13 protein-coding genes are annotated in these 16278 nt (G+C 57.6%); all 13 read left to right on the top strand.

Annotated elements, in window-relative coordinates; translation table 11 throughout:
* The first annotated feature begins 125 nt into the window (after positions 1 to 125).
* On the top strand, positions 126 to 1181 hold the full coding sequence (locus HNQ92_RS11155; RefSeq protein ID WP_184174098.1) for a LacI family DNA-binding transcriptional regulator: 1056 nt from the start codon (positions 126 to 128) through the stop codon (positions 1179 to 1181).
* A 220-nt stretch (positions 1182 to 1401) separates the two neighbouring features.
* On the top strand, positions 1402 to 2409 hold the full coding sequence (locus HNQ92_RS11160; protein ID WP_184174099.1) for a Gfo/Idh/MocA family protein: 1008 nt from the start codon (positions 1402 to 1404) through the stop codon (positions 2407 to 2409).
* Positions 2410 to 2565: 156 nt separating this feature from the next.
* The gene (locus HNQ92_RS11165; RefSeq protein ID WP_184174100.1) at positions 2566 to 3768 is read left to right on the top strand and encodes an Nramp family divalent metal transporter; all 1203 of its coding nucleotides are present in this window, start codon (positions 2566 to 2568) and stop codon (positions 3766 to 3768) included.
* 29 nt (positions 3769 to 3797) lie between these two features.
* On the top strand, positions 3798 to 4793 hold the full coding sequence (locus tag HNQ92_RS11170) for an NAD-dependent epimerase/dehydratase family protein (RefSeq protein WP_246439992.1): 996 nt from the start codon (positions 3798 to 3800) through the stop codon (positions 4791 to 4793).
* A 3-nt stretch (positions 4794 to 4796) separates the two neighbouring features.
* Positions 4797 to 5882, top strand: a complete 1086-nt coding sequence (locus HNQ92_RS11175) for a dihydrodipicolinate synthase family protein (RefSeq protein WP_184174102.1) — start codon at positions 4797 to 4799, stop codon at positions 5880 to 5882.
* Between the two features lie 38 nt (positions 5883 to 5920).
* Positions 5921 to 7219 carry an enolase C-terminal domain-like protein gene (locus HNQ92_RS11180; RefSeq protein WP_184174103.1) on the top strand — a complete coding sequence of 433 codons (1299 nt, stop codon included), beginning with the start codon at positions 5921 to 5923 and terminating at the stop codon, positions 7217 to 7219.
* Positions 7220 to 7489: 270 nt separating this feature from the next.
* Positions 7490 to 8371 carry a PIG-L deacetylase family protein gene (locus tag HNQ92_RS11185; RefSeq protein WP_184174104.1) on the top strand — a complete coding sequence of 294 codons (882 nt, stop codon included), beginning with the start codon at positions 7490 to 7492 and terminating at the stop codon, positions 8369 to 8371.
* A gap of 67 nt (positions 8372 to 8438) precedes the next feature.
* Positions 8439 to 9740, top strand: coding sequence for a BNR-4 repeat-containing protein (locus HNQ92_RS11190; RefSeq protein ID WP_184174105.1), 1302 nt, complete (start codon positions 8439 to 8441; stop codon positions 9738 to 9740).
* A gap of 257 nt (positions 9741 to 9997) precedes the next feature.
* Complete coding sequence (locus HNQ92_RS11195; protein WP_184174106.1) at positions 9998 to 10744, top strand: 3-keto-disaccharide hydrolase; 747 nt, start codon at positions 9998 to 10000, stop codon at positions 10742 to 10744.
* A gap of 21 nt (positions 10745 to 10765) precedes the next feature.
* Positions 10766 to 12130 carry a Gfo/Idh/MocA family protein gene (locus HNQ92_RS11200; RefSeq protein ID WP_184174107.1) on the top strand — a complete coding sequence of 455 codons (1365 nt, stop codon included), beginning with the start codon at positions 10766 to 10768 and terminating at the stop codon, positions 12128 to 12130.
* Between the two features lie 137 nt (positions 12131 to 12267).
* Positions 12268 to 13596, top strand: a complete 1329-nt coding sequence (locus HNQ92_RS11205) for a sugar MFS transporter (protein ID WP_184174108.1) — start codon at positions 12268 to 12270, stop codon at positions 13594 to 13596.
* 54 nt (positions 13597 to 13650) lie between these two features.
* The gene (locus HNQ92_RS11210) at positions 13651 to 14976 is read left to right on the top strand and encodes a Gfo/Idh/MocA family protein (protein WP_184174109.1); all 1326 of its coding nucleotides are present in this window, start codon (positions 13651 to 13653) and stop codon (positions 14974 to 14976) included.
* 86 nt (positions 14977 to 15062) lie between these two features.
* Positions 15063 to 16265 (top strand): N-acetylglucosamine-6-phosphate deacetylase, encoded by a 1203-nt coding sequence (gene nagA / locus HNQ92_RS11215; protein ID WP_184174110.1) that lies wholly within the window; start codon positions 15063 to 15065, stop codon positions 16263 to 16265.
* Positions 16266 to 16278 lie beyond the last annotated feature (13 nt).

Here is a 16278-nt window from a genome sequence, read left to right on the forward strand (position 1 = left end):
TTTGCTTTAATTCGCCTTTTGTACGAATCCAATTTAGTTAGCAAGCATACGTCCAAAAAAACGGTCCCTACTACCCGCTCGGGAGCATAGGTACCTGAGTGCTATTTTCAACTACCTCATCTACTATGGAGAAACCTACCGAATACATGGGCGTAAAGGAGATTGCCCGCCGAGCCAATGTATCCATTGCCACGGTCGATCGCGTCATTCACAACCGGACGGGCGTATCGAAGAAGACCCGTACCAAGATCATGGCGATCATCGAGGAGCTCAACTACCAGCCCAATATCCTGGCGAGTCGGCTGGCTTCCCGCAAAACCCTCCACCTGGCCATTTTGATTCCCCAGTCCCAGGAAACGGATTTCTGGGCGGCCCCGCTCAAGGGCATTCAACGGGCCGAGAGCGAAATCAAGCAGTACGGCGTGCAGATCAGCCCGTATCACTTTGACCTGAGCGATAAGCATTCGTTTGCCGAGCAGGGAAAGCGGATTCTGGCTGCGGGCGTAGACGGGGTACTTTTAGCACCTTCTTTTTTGGAGGAAGCGACACAGTTCAGCCAGGATTGCCAGAAAAACAACATCCCCTTTGTGTACATTGACTCCACCCTGCCCCACCAGGCCAACCTCTGCTACATTGGGCCGCCGCTCTACCAGAGTGGGTACCTGGGCGCGCGCCTGCTTACCTTCGGGCTGGCCCGGCCGGGCAAGGTAGGGGTGGTGAATATTTCCAAGGAAGTAGCTAACTACAACTACCTGCCCATCGAAGAAGGCTTCCGGGCATTTTTTCGGGAGCATCAGCCCGAAAAAGAGATCCTGCGCGTGGACATCGGCCAGACCGACTACGCATCGGTGGCGGCGGGGCTGGCGGTCGTGCTGGCTACCCACCCGGACCTCGCGGCGCTCTTCGTGACCAACTCCCGCGTATCGACGGTAGCCACCTTCCTGGAAGCGACCAACCGCCAGCACCTGCTGCTGATTGGCTATGATTTTCTGCCCGAAAACGTAGCCCATCTTCGCCAGGGCACCATTGATTTCCTGATTTGCCACCAACCCGAAGAGCAGGGCTACCGGGGTATCATGGCGCTATACCAGTCGCTGGTATTTTCGGCCAGCATCGACAAGGTACATTTCATGCCCATCGATATTATCACCGAAGAGAACCACGAGTTTTACCGAAACTGAGCCGCTAGGTACTTCGGTTACTCTTTTTCAAATGTACCCGCAGAATCTACTTCCGTTGGTACTTTTGATCTCTTTCTTCATCGTTAAGTACCTCTTTTTTCAAAAATAAATGGGGTTTATTAGGCAGAATAACAAAAGTTTCCTACTTTTCGGGTACGTACCCGTTTCTAACATCAACGGCTATTCCAAACCCTTACTTTTCCCTATACCAAGCTCCCGCATGGATACTTCCTATAACCGCCGCCGCTTTTTGAAAACAACCGCCCTCAGCGGCCTGGGCCTTAGCCTGGCCGGCCAACTACCCGGCCTGGCCGCTCCTGCTCCCGGCAAGCGCGTGGGCATCATCGGGCTGGATACGTCGCACAGTACCGCCTTCACCAAGGTACTTAACGCCGCCGACGCCAGCGGCGAGTTGCTGGGCTATAAAGTGGTAGCCGCCTACCCCTACGGCAGTCGGGACATCGAAACCAGTACCAAGCGGATTCCGGGCTACATCGAAGAGGTCAAAAAACTGGACGTGGAAATCGTAAATTCCATTCAGGATTTGCTCAAAAAAGTAGACGTAGTACTGCTGGAAACCAACGACGGGCGGCTGCACCTGGAGCAAGCCACGGAGGTACTTAAAGCCGGAAAGCGGGTGTTTATCGACAAACCCATTGCGGCCTCGCTGTCCGACACCCTCAAAATTTTTGAAGCTTCCAAAAAATACAAAGTACCCCTTTTCTCGGCCTCGTCGCTGCGCTACATCAAAGGCGTGGAAGGGCTGGACAAAAGCAAAGTGGTGGGTGCCGACACCTACAGCCCGGCCGTGCTGGAAAAAACACACCCGGATTTCTTCTGGTACGGCGTGCACGGCGTCGAAACGCTGTTTACGGTGATGGGCCGCGGCTGCCAGAGCGTAGTGCGGGTTCATAACGAGGGTACCGACATCGTGGTAGGTACCTGGGCCGACGGCCGCGTAGGTACTTTCCGGGGTACCCGGACGGGCAAGCACAACTACGGCGGCACGGTGTATACCCAGGACGGAAATACTACCTTGGGCCCTTACAACGGCTACCAGCCGCTGCTGCTCGAAATCATCAAGTACTTCGAGACGGGCCAAGTACCCGTGGCTCCCGAAGAAACGATCGAGATTTTTGCGTTCATGGAGGCCGCCGACGAAAGCAAGCGCCGGGGCGGGGCCGCCGTGACGCTGGCGAGTGTCCTGGAAAAAGCCCGTAAGGCGTAAGAGTCCGCCGGGCTTGGTGGTAGCAAGAGGGCTCATAAACCGATTACGTATATATATAATCGTTAGACAATTCCTTATACCAAGTTCTGATACTTAGGTATTGGGTTCAAAAAAAATGGGTAGCTTTCGCCCATCTCAACCGCAAACGCATCGGGTATGAATCAGGCAATACGCTCATGGCTGGCTTCGCTGGGGCCGGGAATTATCACGGCAGCGCTGGTTTTTGGGCCGGGCAGCCTCACGCTGGCCTCCAAAATCGGCTCGCTCTACGGGTACCAATTGCTGTGGGTAAGCGTGGTTGCCACGGTATTCATGATCGTTTTTACGCGCATGGCCGCCCGGATCGGCCTGGCCAACGAAGCCAGCCTGCTGACCATCATCCGGGAAAAATGGGGACACCCGGTAGCTACCCTACTGGGTGTCGGCGTATTTTTGGTCGTTTCGTCTTTTCAGGCCGGTAACACCATCGGCGTGGGACTGGCTTTTAGCGAGCTGTATGGTACTTCGTCCATACCCTGGATCATCGGCATGACACTCGTTGGCATCGGGCTGCTGTTTTTTCGCTCTTTTTATAAAGTACTGGAAAAAGTAATGATGCTGCTGGTGGGCCTGATGCTGGTGGCCTTCCTGGGCACGGTAGTGATGGCGCGCCCGAGCCTGACGGGTATTTTATCCGGCCTCTCCCCCATCGTTCCTACCGGTTCGGAGCTGTTGATCATTGCGTTGGTAGCTTCTACGTTTTCCGTTGTGGGGGCTTTCTACCAGTCGTACCTGGTACAGGAAAGGGGCTGGAAGGCCCAGCAGCGCAAGCAAGCCCACCGGGAAAGTACCTCTGGCATCGTGATTTTGGGGCTCATCGGGAGCATGGTGCTCATCAGCGCGGCGGCCGTTTTGAATCCACAATCCATCGAGGTAAAAAGCGCCACGGATATGGCCAAAGCCCTCGAACCCCTGCTGGGTCCGCAGGCCAAAGCGCTGTTTATGTACGGCTTATTTGGGGCCTCCTTTTCCTCCCTCATCGGGAACGCCACCATCGGAGGCTCGTTGCTGGGCGACGCCCTGGGTTATAACAGCCAGCTGCATTCCGGGCCGGTTCGCCTGCTGATTGCGCTGGTCATGATCCTGGGAGCGGCCATCGCCGTCGTCTTCGGCAAACTACCCCTGGAGCTCATTGTATTTGCCCAGAGCATCACCATCCTGATCGTCCCTTTCATTGGTGTGGCGCTCATACGGGTTGCCAATGACCTTATTCGGATGAAAGAGCTCGTCAATACCCTTTGGCAAAACGTACTGGCCTTTGCGGGCCTGGCGCTGCTCATTATTCTGGCCCTGGCTAATGCCAAAAATCTATTTTTTTAACCTCGTACTGTTGGGAAATGAATGACCAAATGCATGATTTACTGAAACCTTCGGATACCCTGGTGGCCGAACTGGCCTCACTCGACGGCGATCTGCTGATACTGGGAGCCGGGGGGAAAATTGGTCCGAGCATAGCCCGGCTAGCCCGCCAGGCGCTGGGCCAGGCGGGGGTACCGAAGCGCGTCATCGGTGTATCCCGCTTTGGCGAGCCGGGTCTGGCCCAGCAGCTCAACGAAGAGGGCATCGAGACCATCGTGGCCGATATCCTGGACGACGCACAACTCCAGGCGCTGCCTCTCGTAAAAAATGTGTTGTACCTGGCCGGTACTAAATTTGGCACCACCAACCGCGAACCCTACACCTGGGCCATGAATACCTACCTGCCGGGCCGCGTCGCCGAAAAGTACCGGGATTCCCGCATTGTGGTGTATTCTACGGGCAATGTGTACCCGTACACTTCGGTACTTTCGGGCGGTGCTACCGAGGCCCACCGGGCCGAGCCGGTGGGCGAGTACGGACAGTCTTGCCTGGGCCGCGAACGCATCTTCCAGCATTTTTCTTCCGTCTACGGTACGCCCCTGCTGATTTACCGCCTCAACTACGCCATTGACTTTCGCTACGGCGTGTTGCTGGAAGTAGCCAAGGCCGTGCTGGCGGGACAACCCATCGACCTTAGCACCGGCCACGTGAACGTCATCTGGCAGGGCGATGCCAACGAAATGGCGCTGCGCTCGCTGCTGCACTGCGAGGCTCCGTCCAAAATCCTGAATATTACCGGTCCCGAAACGGTTTCCCTACGCTGGCTCGCGCACGAGTTTGGTGCCCACTTCCAGCAAGTACCTACGTTTATTCACGAAGAGCAGCCCACGGCGCTGCTCAGCAACGCCGCCGAGTCGTTCCGGCTCTTTGGCTACCCCCGTACCACCCTCAAGCAGATGATCCAGATCACGGCCGACTGGCTGCTTAAAGGCGGTGAGACCATTAATAAACCAACTCATTTTCAGGAAAGAAAAGGAAATTACTAAGCCATGACTACCCCCGCTCTGAACCCCGCCGTAAAGGAATTACTGCACCAAGGTACTGTCATACCGGCGCACCCGCTGGCCCTGACCGAGCAGCTCGGCCTGGATGAAGCCCGCCAGCGGGCCCTGACCCGCTACTACCTGGCGAGCGGAGCCGGGGGCGTGGCCGTGGGCGTTCATACCACGCAATTTGAAATCCGAAACCCGGAAATAAACCTGCTGGAATCGGTCTATAGGCTGGCCACCGAGGAGATTGCCCAGGCCCAGCTCACCCGCCCCTTTATCAAGGTAGCGGGGGTCTGCGGCTCCACCGCGCAGGCTCGTCGGGAAGCCACGTTGGCGGTCAAGTACGGATACGACCTGGGCCTGGTCAGCATGGCAGGCCTGGATACTCTTTCGGAAAAAGAAGTCATTGAGCACGTCCGGACGATTTCGGACATCATCCCGGTCTTTGGTTTTTACCTCCAAACGGCCATTGGCGGACGCGCCTTTAGCTACGATTTCTGGAAGCAGTTCATGAACATCCCCAACGTGCAGGCGGTGAAGGTAGCGGCCTTTAACCGTTACCAAACCCTGGACGTAGTGCGGGCTCTCTGCGGCTCGGACCGCACCCACGGCGTGGCTCTTTACACGGGAAACGACGACAACATTGTGGCCGATTTGCTCACGCCCTATCGCTTTGAGCTAGACGGCGCGCTGGTTGAAAAACGGTTTGTGGGGGGCTTGCTGGGTCATTGGGCCGTCTGGACCCAGCAAGCCGTGGCCCTCCTGGCCGAAGTAAAAGCCTGCGTGGACAGCGGCTACGCCAACGCACCCGAGCTGCTGAGCCGCAACATCCAGGTCACCGACATGAACGCCGCTATTTTTGATCCGGGCCACGCCTTTCATGGCTGCATTCCGGGCATTCACGAGGTACTTCGGCGGCAAGGTATCCTGGCCGGAACCTGGACCCTAAACCCGGAGGAAAAACTTTCGCCCGGCCAGCACGAGGAGATCGACCGCGTCACGGCGGCCTACCCGCAGCTCGTTGACGATGCCTTTGTGCACGCCTGGCAACAACAAGGCATGCCCGCCACCCTATCTCAGCTGTAAGCACCTGCCCGGAATAGGGCTTAACAAAGTACCTCGCTATGCATCCAGCTACCAGGCCGATTCGGGTCATAGGTACCCAGTCAAACTTCGAACGCGAAAAGCTCATCCGGCCCTTTGGTTTCAAAGGGGGGTACCTCACCGAGCTCTGGCAAACGGTAAGCCAGCTCAGTACCACCTCCCACCACCAGATTGGCCTCGCTACCCAAAGCGTACTCTACGGCGATGCGGAGCTGTTTGCCTCCTACTCCGAGGCGGGCGGGAACGCCCTCATGTACGCCCTCACCGAGAAAGCCCTCCGGCTGGTCAGGCAGATTCCTTTCCACACGCCGCTGGACCTTCAAAGTACCCTATTCCCGGCACTTCGGGCCGAGGCGATTACACTGACGGGCAAACCCGATCTGCACGAGAATTTTATTCTAAATGCTCTGGTAAGCATTGATAACGCCGCCTGGCTGCTTTATGCCGCGGAGCATGGCCTCCGTCGCTTCGAGGACATGCTCCCGGAAAGCTACCGGCCCACCCTGGCTCACCGCAACGCAAACGTAGCGGTGCTGTTTCAGGTACCCTACGGCATGCCCGTCGCCGAACTGCGGCAGGCCGTGGAGCAGGGGTACTTTGTATTTAAAATCAAGACCGGACAGCCGGGTAGCCAGTCGGAAATGCTGGAAAAAGACCTGGCCCGGCTCACCGACATCCACGCGGTCCTCGGCACGTGCAGTACGCCCCAAACCGCACAGGGCAAGGTGTGGTATACGCTGGACGCCAACGGGCGCTACGAGCAAAAGGAAACGCTGGCCAGGTACCTGGATCACGCCCGAAAAATCGGCGCGGCGGAGCAGATCCTGTTCGTTGAAGAACCCTTCCCGGAGCAGTACCACGAAAACGTGGCGGATCTGGGCGTGCGGATTGCGGCGGACGAGAGTGTTCATGATGCCGACACGGCACGGCAACGCCTCGAGCAGGGCTACGGCGCGCTGGTTTTGAAAGGCATTGCCAAAACGCTGAGCCGCACGCTCGAGATAGCGCAGGTGGCCCACGAACGCCAGGTACCTTGCCTCTGCGCCGACCTCACCGCCAACCCCATCCTGGTGGATTGGAACAAAAACGTGGCCGCCCGCCTGGCTCCCTTTCCGGAGTTGGGCATGGGCCTGCTGGAAACCAACGGGGACATGAACTACCTGAACTGGCCCCACATGCAAACTTACCATCCCGCCCCCGACGCGCCCTGGACACGGATGAACCAGGGTACCTTTGCGCTCGATGAAGAATACTATCGCCGCAGCGGAGGGGTACTTGAGCCCTCTCCCCACTACCTGGCGATGTTCCCCAGAGGCTGAGGGGGTACTTTGCGGCTTTCCCCGGCCTTAGACCAAAGGGCACCACGTGCTGGATAGCCCTTGGAGGTTCACCATTTGAAAAGCTGGTTTTTGGAGTTATAAAATTTTACTTGTAACCTAGTTTACAAAATAATTTCTCGCAATGTGCATTATCCTAGTAGATATTTCTATCTTTCGGGTACGTACCCAAAAATAAATCTTCAGTATCAACCCTGCCAGGGATTTGGCCGTACAGATTTGCATTTTTGAGTGGATTCCTAAACCCGCCATATGAAAAAAGTACTACTTGGTTTACTATTCCTGTGCCTGGGGCCTTTCCTACTGCACGCCCAGGACCCCAAGCTCCGGGTAATCGTGTTCGGAGCCCACCCCGACGACTGCGACTTTGGGGTAGGTGGTGTAGCTGCTTTGTACGCCGCCGGAGGGCACGCCGTCAAGTTTGTGTCGTTGACCAACGGCGATAAAGGTCACCAGCAGATGGGCGGCGGTGAATTGGCCAGGCGGCGCTCCCTGGAAGCCAAAGAAGCCGGACGCCGCATCGGGGTGGAATACGAGGTCATGGACAACCACGACGGGGAGTTGTTCCCGACGCTGGAAAACCGGCTGGAGGTAATCCGCCGCATTCGGGAATGGAAGGCCGATGTGGTGATTTCGCACCGCACCAATACCTACCACCCCGACCACCGCTACACGGGGATTCTGGTGCAGGACGCGGCTTACCTGGTCATTGTGCCGAACATCCTGAGTAGTGTACCGCCACTGGAGAAAAATCCGCTTTTCCTCTACCTGGAAGATGGTTTTCAACGCCCCAATCCGTTCCGGCCCGACGTCGTGATCGACATCAGTCCCGTGGTGGATAAAAAAGTAGCGTTGCTGGACGCGCACGTGTCGCAGGTATACGAATGGCTTCCCTGGACCGAACGCGACACGTCGGTACCGGCTGGTGCCGAGGAACGAAAAAAATGGCTGAAGGCCCGCCGCACCCCGGAAGGCCGGATCTCGGCCGAGGCGCGGAAGTCGCTCGAAAAATGGTACGGCCCCAGCCAGGCCGCTAAGGTGACGCACGTGGAGTCGTTTGAAATCTGTGAGTACGGCCGTAAGCTCAGCGACGAGGAGATCCGGCGCTTTTTTCCCATGCTACCTAAAAACTGAAGCCTAGAGCTGGAAGACGAGCGGGTATAGGTACCTTTGTTTCCTTTATACGATTGACCCCTGCGCAATGCATCATCCTGTTTTCAAAAACGCATCTTTAAACTGGCTCCTCGTTTGGTCCTCTTTGGTCCTGACCGCCGTGGGTACTAGCCCAATAGCCTGGGCCCAAGGACCGGCTACCACCGAAACCGCCGCCACCGACGCCGCCTGGTGCTGGTTTTCTGACCCGCGGGCCGTGTACCACCAGGGTACCCTGTACTTTGGCTACATCAATAGCCGCGGCGACGTGCTCATCAGCGCCCGCACCACCGCCTCCGGCCAAACAACTACCTGCGTGCTGCACGAGCAGCTCCAGATCGACGACCACAACGTTCCGTCTATCCTCATCCTGCCCGACGGCCACCTGCTGGCTTTTTATACCGAACACAACGGAAAATTCTTCCTGCGAAAAAGTAAAAAACCGGGCGACATCAGCGCCTGGGACGACGAGCGGGTACTTCCCTTCGGCAACCGGGTTTCTTACTCGCACCCGGTGCTATTGGAAAAAGAAAACAACCGCATCTACCTGTTCTGGCGCGGAAGCGACTGGCGTCCTTCCTTTTCGTACAGCAACGACGGCGGAAGTACCTGGGCCGACGAACGCCCCCTCATCGACAGCCGGGGCCTGAGCAACGCCCACCGCCCCTACCTCAAAGTCACCTCCAACCACCAGGACCGCATTGATTTTATCTTTACCGACGGCCACCCTTCCCGGGAGGAGACCAACTCGGTGTACCACGCCTACTACCAAAAAGGTACTTTTCACCAAACCAACGGCGAGCGGATAGGTACCTGGGAGGAGCTACCGCTACAGCACGGAAACATCAATAAGGTCTACGACGCTACCACGACCGGCCAGCGCGCCTGGATTTGGGACGTAGCGCTCGACGCAAAAAACCGCCCCGTGGTGGTCTACAACCGCTTCCCGTCCGAAACCGACCACCGCTACCACTACGCCCGCTGGAACGGCCGGAAGTGGGTCGATGAAGAACTTGCCCAAGCCGGGGGCTGGATGCCCATCACCCCCGCCAGCGGCCAAACCCGGGAGCCGCACTACTCGGGCGGACTGGTGCTGAACCCGGCTGACGTACGCCAGGTATACCTTTCGCGGCCAGTAGAGGGTACTTTCGAGATCGAGCGCTGGGAGAAGAAAAAGAAGAAGGCCTGGCACCGCGTAGCCCTCACCTCAGGCTCCACCAAAAACAACGTGCGGCCCTACGTGGTAGCCCACGCTCCCGCCAACCAGGTGCATGTGCTGTGGATGAGCGGCGACTACCACCACTACACGCGCTTTGACACCGATCTTAAAATCCAGTCCCGTAATCCATAAAACCCGGATGCTCTTTTTCGGTAAGATAAATTCCGGCCCGAATCCGGAAAACAAGTACCCTGAGTAAATAGCCCGCTGTAGGGTACTTTAGGTAGTATCAATATTTCGTCCTCACGGAGGAATTTTCGCTGGTAGCAAGGCAATAGTTTTGTATTCCAAACTAATTTTGTAAATTTCGGGTACGTACCCGGTTTTGCCTTATTTCTTTATTGTCGGTTCAAAATGACCTAACCCTGTCCCTCAAAATCTGTATGCTCATGCCTGCTTACGCTGTTGTTTTAAGTTTTGTGCTGGCGCTCTGGCCCGTTGTCTTTCCGGGTACCAGTCGGGTACTTCCCGCCGACGCATCGCCTTCCCGGGGGTACCTTGCTCCCGCCGCCGAAAAATGGGAGGTACTTTTTGACGGAAAAAATTTGGATCAATGGCGAAAAGCCACGGACGAGAGCGCACCTTCGGAAGCCTGGCTGGTTGAAAAGGGTACTTTGGTCATGAAAAAAGGCCAGCGGGGAGGGGATATCCTAACGCGCCAGCAGTACGATAATTTTGAGCTGGAGTGGGAATTTAACCTCACGGAAGCCGCCAACAGCGGAATCAAGTACCAGGTGAGCTCGATTCGTAACGCCAAAACCAACAAGGACTCGCCGATGGGCATCGAGTACCAGATCATCGACGACTACAACCACCCGGAGATCAAGCCCGACCCCAGCGGTACTTCCTCCACCGGCGCGGCCTACCTGTTGTATGCGCCCCAGGGCAAAAAGCTAAAACCCGCCGGGCAGTGGAACAAAGCCCGGCTTGTGGTGCGGGGCAAACAGGCCGAACACTGGCTCAACGGCGTAAAAATCACCGCCTACACGCGGGGTACCGAGGAGTTTAAGAAGAAAGTAGCAGCCACCAAATTCAAAGACTACCCCGACTACGCCCTGGCCGACCGCGGCCACATCATGCTCACCGACCACGGCGACCAGGTTTATTACAGAAACATCAGAATCAAACGGTTATAAATGGGAAACCCCACTCGAACTATGGACAACCAAACCAATTCTTCTCCTAACTCCCGCCGGGATTTTATCAAAAAAACCGTAGTAGGTTCAGCGGCCCTCTCCTTGGGCGGTATCCTGCCCGGATTCAGCCCCAAAAGCTACGCCAACATCCTGGGGGCCAACGAAAAAGTACGGGTGGGCGTGATGGGCGTCAACAGCCGCGGCCTGGCGCTGGCCAGTAACTTTTCGTTGCAGCCCAACTGCCAGGTGGTGAGCATCTCGGACGTAGACTCGCGCGCCGCCGAGAAGTGCGTGGCGAAGGTGGAAGAAAACCAGAAGTCGAAGCCCAAAAACCAGCCGGATTTCCGGAAGGCCCTCGAAGACAAAGACCTGGACGCACTGGTAGTAGCCGCCCCGGACCACTGGCACGCCCCGGCGGCGCTGTTGGCGTCGAAGGCAGGCAAGCACGTGTACCTGGAAAAGCCGTGCAGCCACAACCCCCACGAAGGCGAACTGTTGGTAGCCGCTGCTAAAAAGTACAAGAACGTGATCCAGATGGGCAACCAGCGCCGGTCGTGGCCTAACGTGGCGGCGGGCGTGCAGGAGGTCCGGAACGGGTCCATCGGTCGGCCCTACTTTGCCAAGGGCTGGTACACCAACAACCGCGCCTCGATCGGTACCGGCAAAGCCGCCGCCGTGCCCTCCTGGCTCGACTACGAGCTGTGGCAAGGGCCCGCGCCGCGCCAGGCTTACAAAGACAATGTGGTGCACTACAACTGGCACTGGTTCTGGAACTGGGGCACCGGCGAGGCCCTCAACAACGGCACCCACATGCTGGACCTCATGCGCTGGGGCCTTGGCGTGGAGTACCCTACCAAAGTAACTTCCTCGGGCGGGCGCTACCACTATAAGGACGACTGGGAAACGCCCGACACCCAGGTGATCAACCTGGAGTTTGCCAACAACACCGGCATGAGCTGGGAGGGCCGCAGCTGCAACGGCCGCACCATCGAGGGCGAGAGCGTGGGGGTGGTTTTTTACGGCGAAAAAGGCTCACTGCAAATCTTGCCGGGCAACGCCTACAAGGTTTTTGATCTGGAGAATAAGCTGGTCAAAGACGTCAAGAACGACCTTACCATCGACCCGCGCGACCGCATGAATCCGTCGCAGGCGCTGGATGCCATCCACATTCAGAATTTTTTCGACGCCATCAAAAAAGGCACGGCGCTGAATTCTGACATCGTAAGTGGGCACCAAAGTACCCTGCTCTGCCAGCTGGGGAACATCGCCTTCCGCAGCGGCGGCATGCTCGACATCGACCCCAAAAACGGACATATTAAAAATAATAAGGAGGCCGAGAAACTCTGGAAGCGCGAGTACCAGAAAGGCTGGGAGCCTACCGTATAAGGTACTTCCCGTTCCTGCACTTAACTTAAGAAAGGAGCCGTACAATTCGGTTTTTCCGGCTCCTGACCTCTTCCTCATCTTTTAACCACCCGAACTACCCTGGGTAGCGGATCGGGTACCTCATGCCTCGTGTCTCTATGAAAACAAATACCTCCGCCACGATCGAAGTCGGCAGCCTCAGCAAGAGCGATACGACCATTTCTATCCTCATCATCGGGCTGTTATTTTTTATTTTCGGCTTTGTGTCCTGGGTCAACGCCATCCTGATCCCCTACTTCAAGATCGCCTGCGAACTGACCAGCTTCCAGTCGTACCTGGTGGCCTTTGCGTTTTACATCGCCTACTTCGTCATGTCGGTACCGGCTTCGTATTTGCTGAAGAGCGTCGGATTCAAAAAAGGCATGATGGTGGGTTTCTGGGCCATGGCGCTGGGCGCTTTTATTTTCGTACCGGCCGCCCTCACCCGCACCTACGAGATCTTCCTGATGGGGCTCTTCACCATCGGCATCGGGCTGGCCATTTTGCAAACCGCCGCCAACCCGTACATCACCATCTTGGGGCCTAAGGAGCGCGCCGCGCAGCGGATCAGCATCATGGGTATTTGTAATAAAGCCGCCGGAATCCTCTCGCCCATCGTGTTTGCGGCCGTGATTCTGCGCCCCACCGACACCGACCTCTTTGCGCAGCTAGGTACCATGACCGACACCGCGCGCAGCGCCGCCCTGGACGAGCTCATCCGGCGGGTGATCCCGCCCTACGCCACGGTAGGTACTTTCCTGCTGGTGCTGGGGTACCTGGTTTACCGCTCGCCGCTGCCCGAAATCAACACCGAGCACGAAAGCCCCGAAGTAGCTTCGGCCAACGCCGGCAAAAGCAGCATTTTCCAGTTTCCGCACCTGATCCTGGGCGCGGTGGCGATTTTCCTGCACGTAGGTACCCAGGTCATCGCCATCGACACCATCATTGGTTACGCCAACTCGATGGGCATCAGCCTGCTCGAAGCCAAGGTATTTCCCTCCTACACGCTCTTCGTGACCATCTGCGGGTACCTGATCGGCATTGCCACCATTCCGCGGTTCATCAGCCAGGCCAACGCCCTGCGGGTATGTACCTTGCTGGGTACTTTGTTTACGCTCCTCATTATTTTTGCCAGCGGTACGGTGCAGTTCCTGGGGCATCGGGCCGATCTCTCCATCTGGTTTGTGGTACTGTTGGGTCTGGCCAATTCGCTGGTGTGGGCGGGCATTTGGCCGCTGGCCCTGGACGGGCTGGGGCGCTTCACCAAGCTGGGCGCGTCGCTGCTGATCATGGGGCTGTGTGGCAACGCCATTCTGCCGCTTTTCTACGGCCACTTCGCCGACCTCTACGACGTCCGGACGGCCTACTGGGTACTTTTCCCCTGCTACCTGTACCTGGTTTTTTATGCCTTCATTGGCCACCGGATCAAAACCTGGAAGGCCACCTAGTCGTGACAACCCCCTTACTTTATAGTGTATTTTCTCAAAACCCAAGTACCCATTATGAACCAACATTCCACCAACCCGGAGGTACTTTCCACCTCCAGACGAGAATTCCTGAAAAGCTCTTCCGTGGCCTTAGGCGGGTTCATGATCAGCCCTTCCTCCTCGGGCCTGGGCACCACCCACTCGCAGGATGAGGTACTTAAAGTAGCCCTGATCGGCTGCGGGGGACGTGGCGCGGGGGCCGCCGCACAGGCCCTAAGTACCTCCAAAAAGGTGAAGCTGGTGGCGATGGCCGATGCCTTCCGCGACCAGCTCGACGAAGCCTACTTTCATTTAACCAAACAGCCCAAGCTGCAGGACCAGATCGACGTCCCGGAAAAACATAAATTCGTGGGGTTCGACGCCTACCAGGAAGCCATAAAACTGGCCGACGTGGTGCTGCTGGCCACGCCCGCTCCTTTCCGCCCCGACCACTTCGAGGCGGCCGTGGCGGCCAATAAGCACGTATTTATGGAAAAACCGCTGGCCTCGGACGGCCCCGGCATCCGGCGGATTCTGGCCACGGGCGAAGTGGCCAAAAAGAAAAACTTATCCGTGGTAGTCGGCCTCCAGTACCGCTACGATCCGCAGAACCAGGAGTTTGTCCGGCTCTTGCAGGAAGGGGCCATCGGGGATCTGATTTCGGCCAATAGTTACTACCTCATCGGGCGGGTGAAGCTCGTGGCGCGTCAGCCCGGCCAAACCGAGATGGAATACCAAATGCGCAACTGGCGGCATTTCAACTGGCTGTGGGCGGGCTCCCCGGCGGGCCTGCAAATCCACCACGACGACATCGTGAATTGGGTCAAGAAGGGGTACCCCGTCAAGGCCCAGGGCGTGGGCGGACGCTCGGCCCTGAAAGGCCCCGAGCACGGCGATATCTTCGACCACTTTTATACCGAATACGAATACGCCGACGGTAGCCTGCTGCACAGCCAGGTACGCCACGTGGACGGCACCTCGGGCAAGCGCGGGGTGCAGTTTTTGGGTAGTAAAGGAACGGGTGATTTCCACACCGGCCTCAAAGATCACAAGGGGAATTTTATCTGGAAAAAAGATACCCGAAGTACCCTGAATCCCTACCAGATTGAGCATGACAAGCTGTTTGAAAGTATCCGCTCCCGCCAGCCCATCAACGATACCGAATGGGGCGCCAAAAGTACCCTGGCCAGCATCATGGGCCGCATGGCGGGGCACTCGGGGCAAGTCATTGAGTGGGAAAAGGCGTTGAACTCGGAGATCAGTATCCTGCCCGAGCGCTTCGCCTGGGACGCCAATCCGCCCGTGATGCCCGATGCCTCCGGAAACTACCCCGTACCGGTTCCGGGCCTGGCCCAGGTTTGACGAGCCGCGGCGTTACGCCCAAGGTACTCGCTACTTCGTGGGTACTCCTTTTTGGCTAAGAAAACCCACGTTTGATTGACCTTACTATGAAAATTAAAATACACAACGGCACCCTGCTCACGCCCTACCGCCGCATCCCGAACGGCACACTGCTGATCGAAAACGGGAAAATAGTGGCGGTAAGCGAAACAGACCTGGACGTGAGCGATGCGCTCGAGATCGACGCGAAGGGGTACTTCGTGGCCCCCGGCTTTATTGACATCCACGTGCACGGCGGCGGCGGCCACGACTTCATGGATGGTACCGAGGAAGCTTTCCTGGCCATTGCCGAAACCCACGCCCGCTACGGCACTACCGCCCTGGTACCGACGACGCTTACCAGCGAAAAAAAGGACCTGCTGCACACGCTGGAGCTCTACGAGCAGGCGCACCGCCACAACCACCGGGGCGCGCAGTTTCTGGGCATGCACCTGGAAGGCCCCTACTTCGCCATGAGCCAGCGCGGTGCCCAAGACCCGCGCTACATCCGCAACCCCGACCCGGCCGAGTACCTGGAGGTACTTGCCCGGTCGGCGTCCATAGCGCGCTGGAGCGCCGCACCCGAGCTTGAGGGCGCGCTGGAGTTTGGGCGGTGCCTCCGGGAACGGGGCATTGTGGCCGCCCTGGCCCATACCGAGGCCGTGTACGAGGAGGTACTTGAGGCCTACGAAAACGGCTACAACCTGGCTACGCACCTGTACTCAGGCATGCTGGGCGTGACGCGCCGCCACGCCTACCGCTACGCCGGAGCCGTGGAGAGTGCCTTTTTGATCGACGGCATGGACGTGGAAATCATCGCCGATGGCATCCACCTGCCCGCGCCGCTGCTGAAGCTGGTCTATAAAATCAAAGGCCCCAGCCGCATTGCCCTCATCACCGACGCCATGCGGGCCGCCGGAATGCCGCCCGGCGAAAGTACCCTGGGCTCGCTCAAGAATGGCCTGAAAGTCATTGTGGAAGACGGCGTAGCCAAACTACCCGACCGCACCGCCTTTGCCGGGAGCGTGGCCACCGCCAACCAGCTCATTCGCAGCATGATTCAGCTCGCCGAAGTACCCCTGCCGGAGGCCGTCGAGATGCTGACCGCCACGCCCGCGCGGATCATGGGGGTGGAAAAACAGAAAGGCTCCCTGACCGTCGGGAAGGATGCCGACGTGGTTATTTTTGATGCAGAGATCAACATTCAAAGTACCCTGGTGCGGGGCAAAATAGTATTCGAAAGTACCCCTTCCGGGGGTACCCAACGCTAGGGTACTTCACGCG

Source organism: Rhabdobacter roseus (genome assembly GCF_014202275.1).
GTDB lineage: Bacteria > Bacteroidota > Bacteroidia > Cytophagales > Spirosomataceae > Rhabdobacter > Rhabdobacter roseus.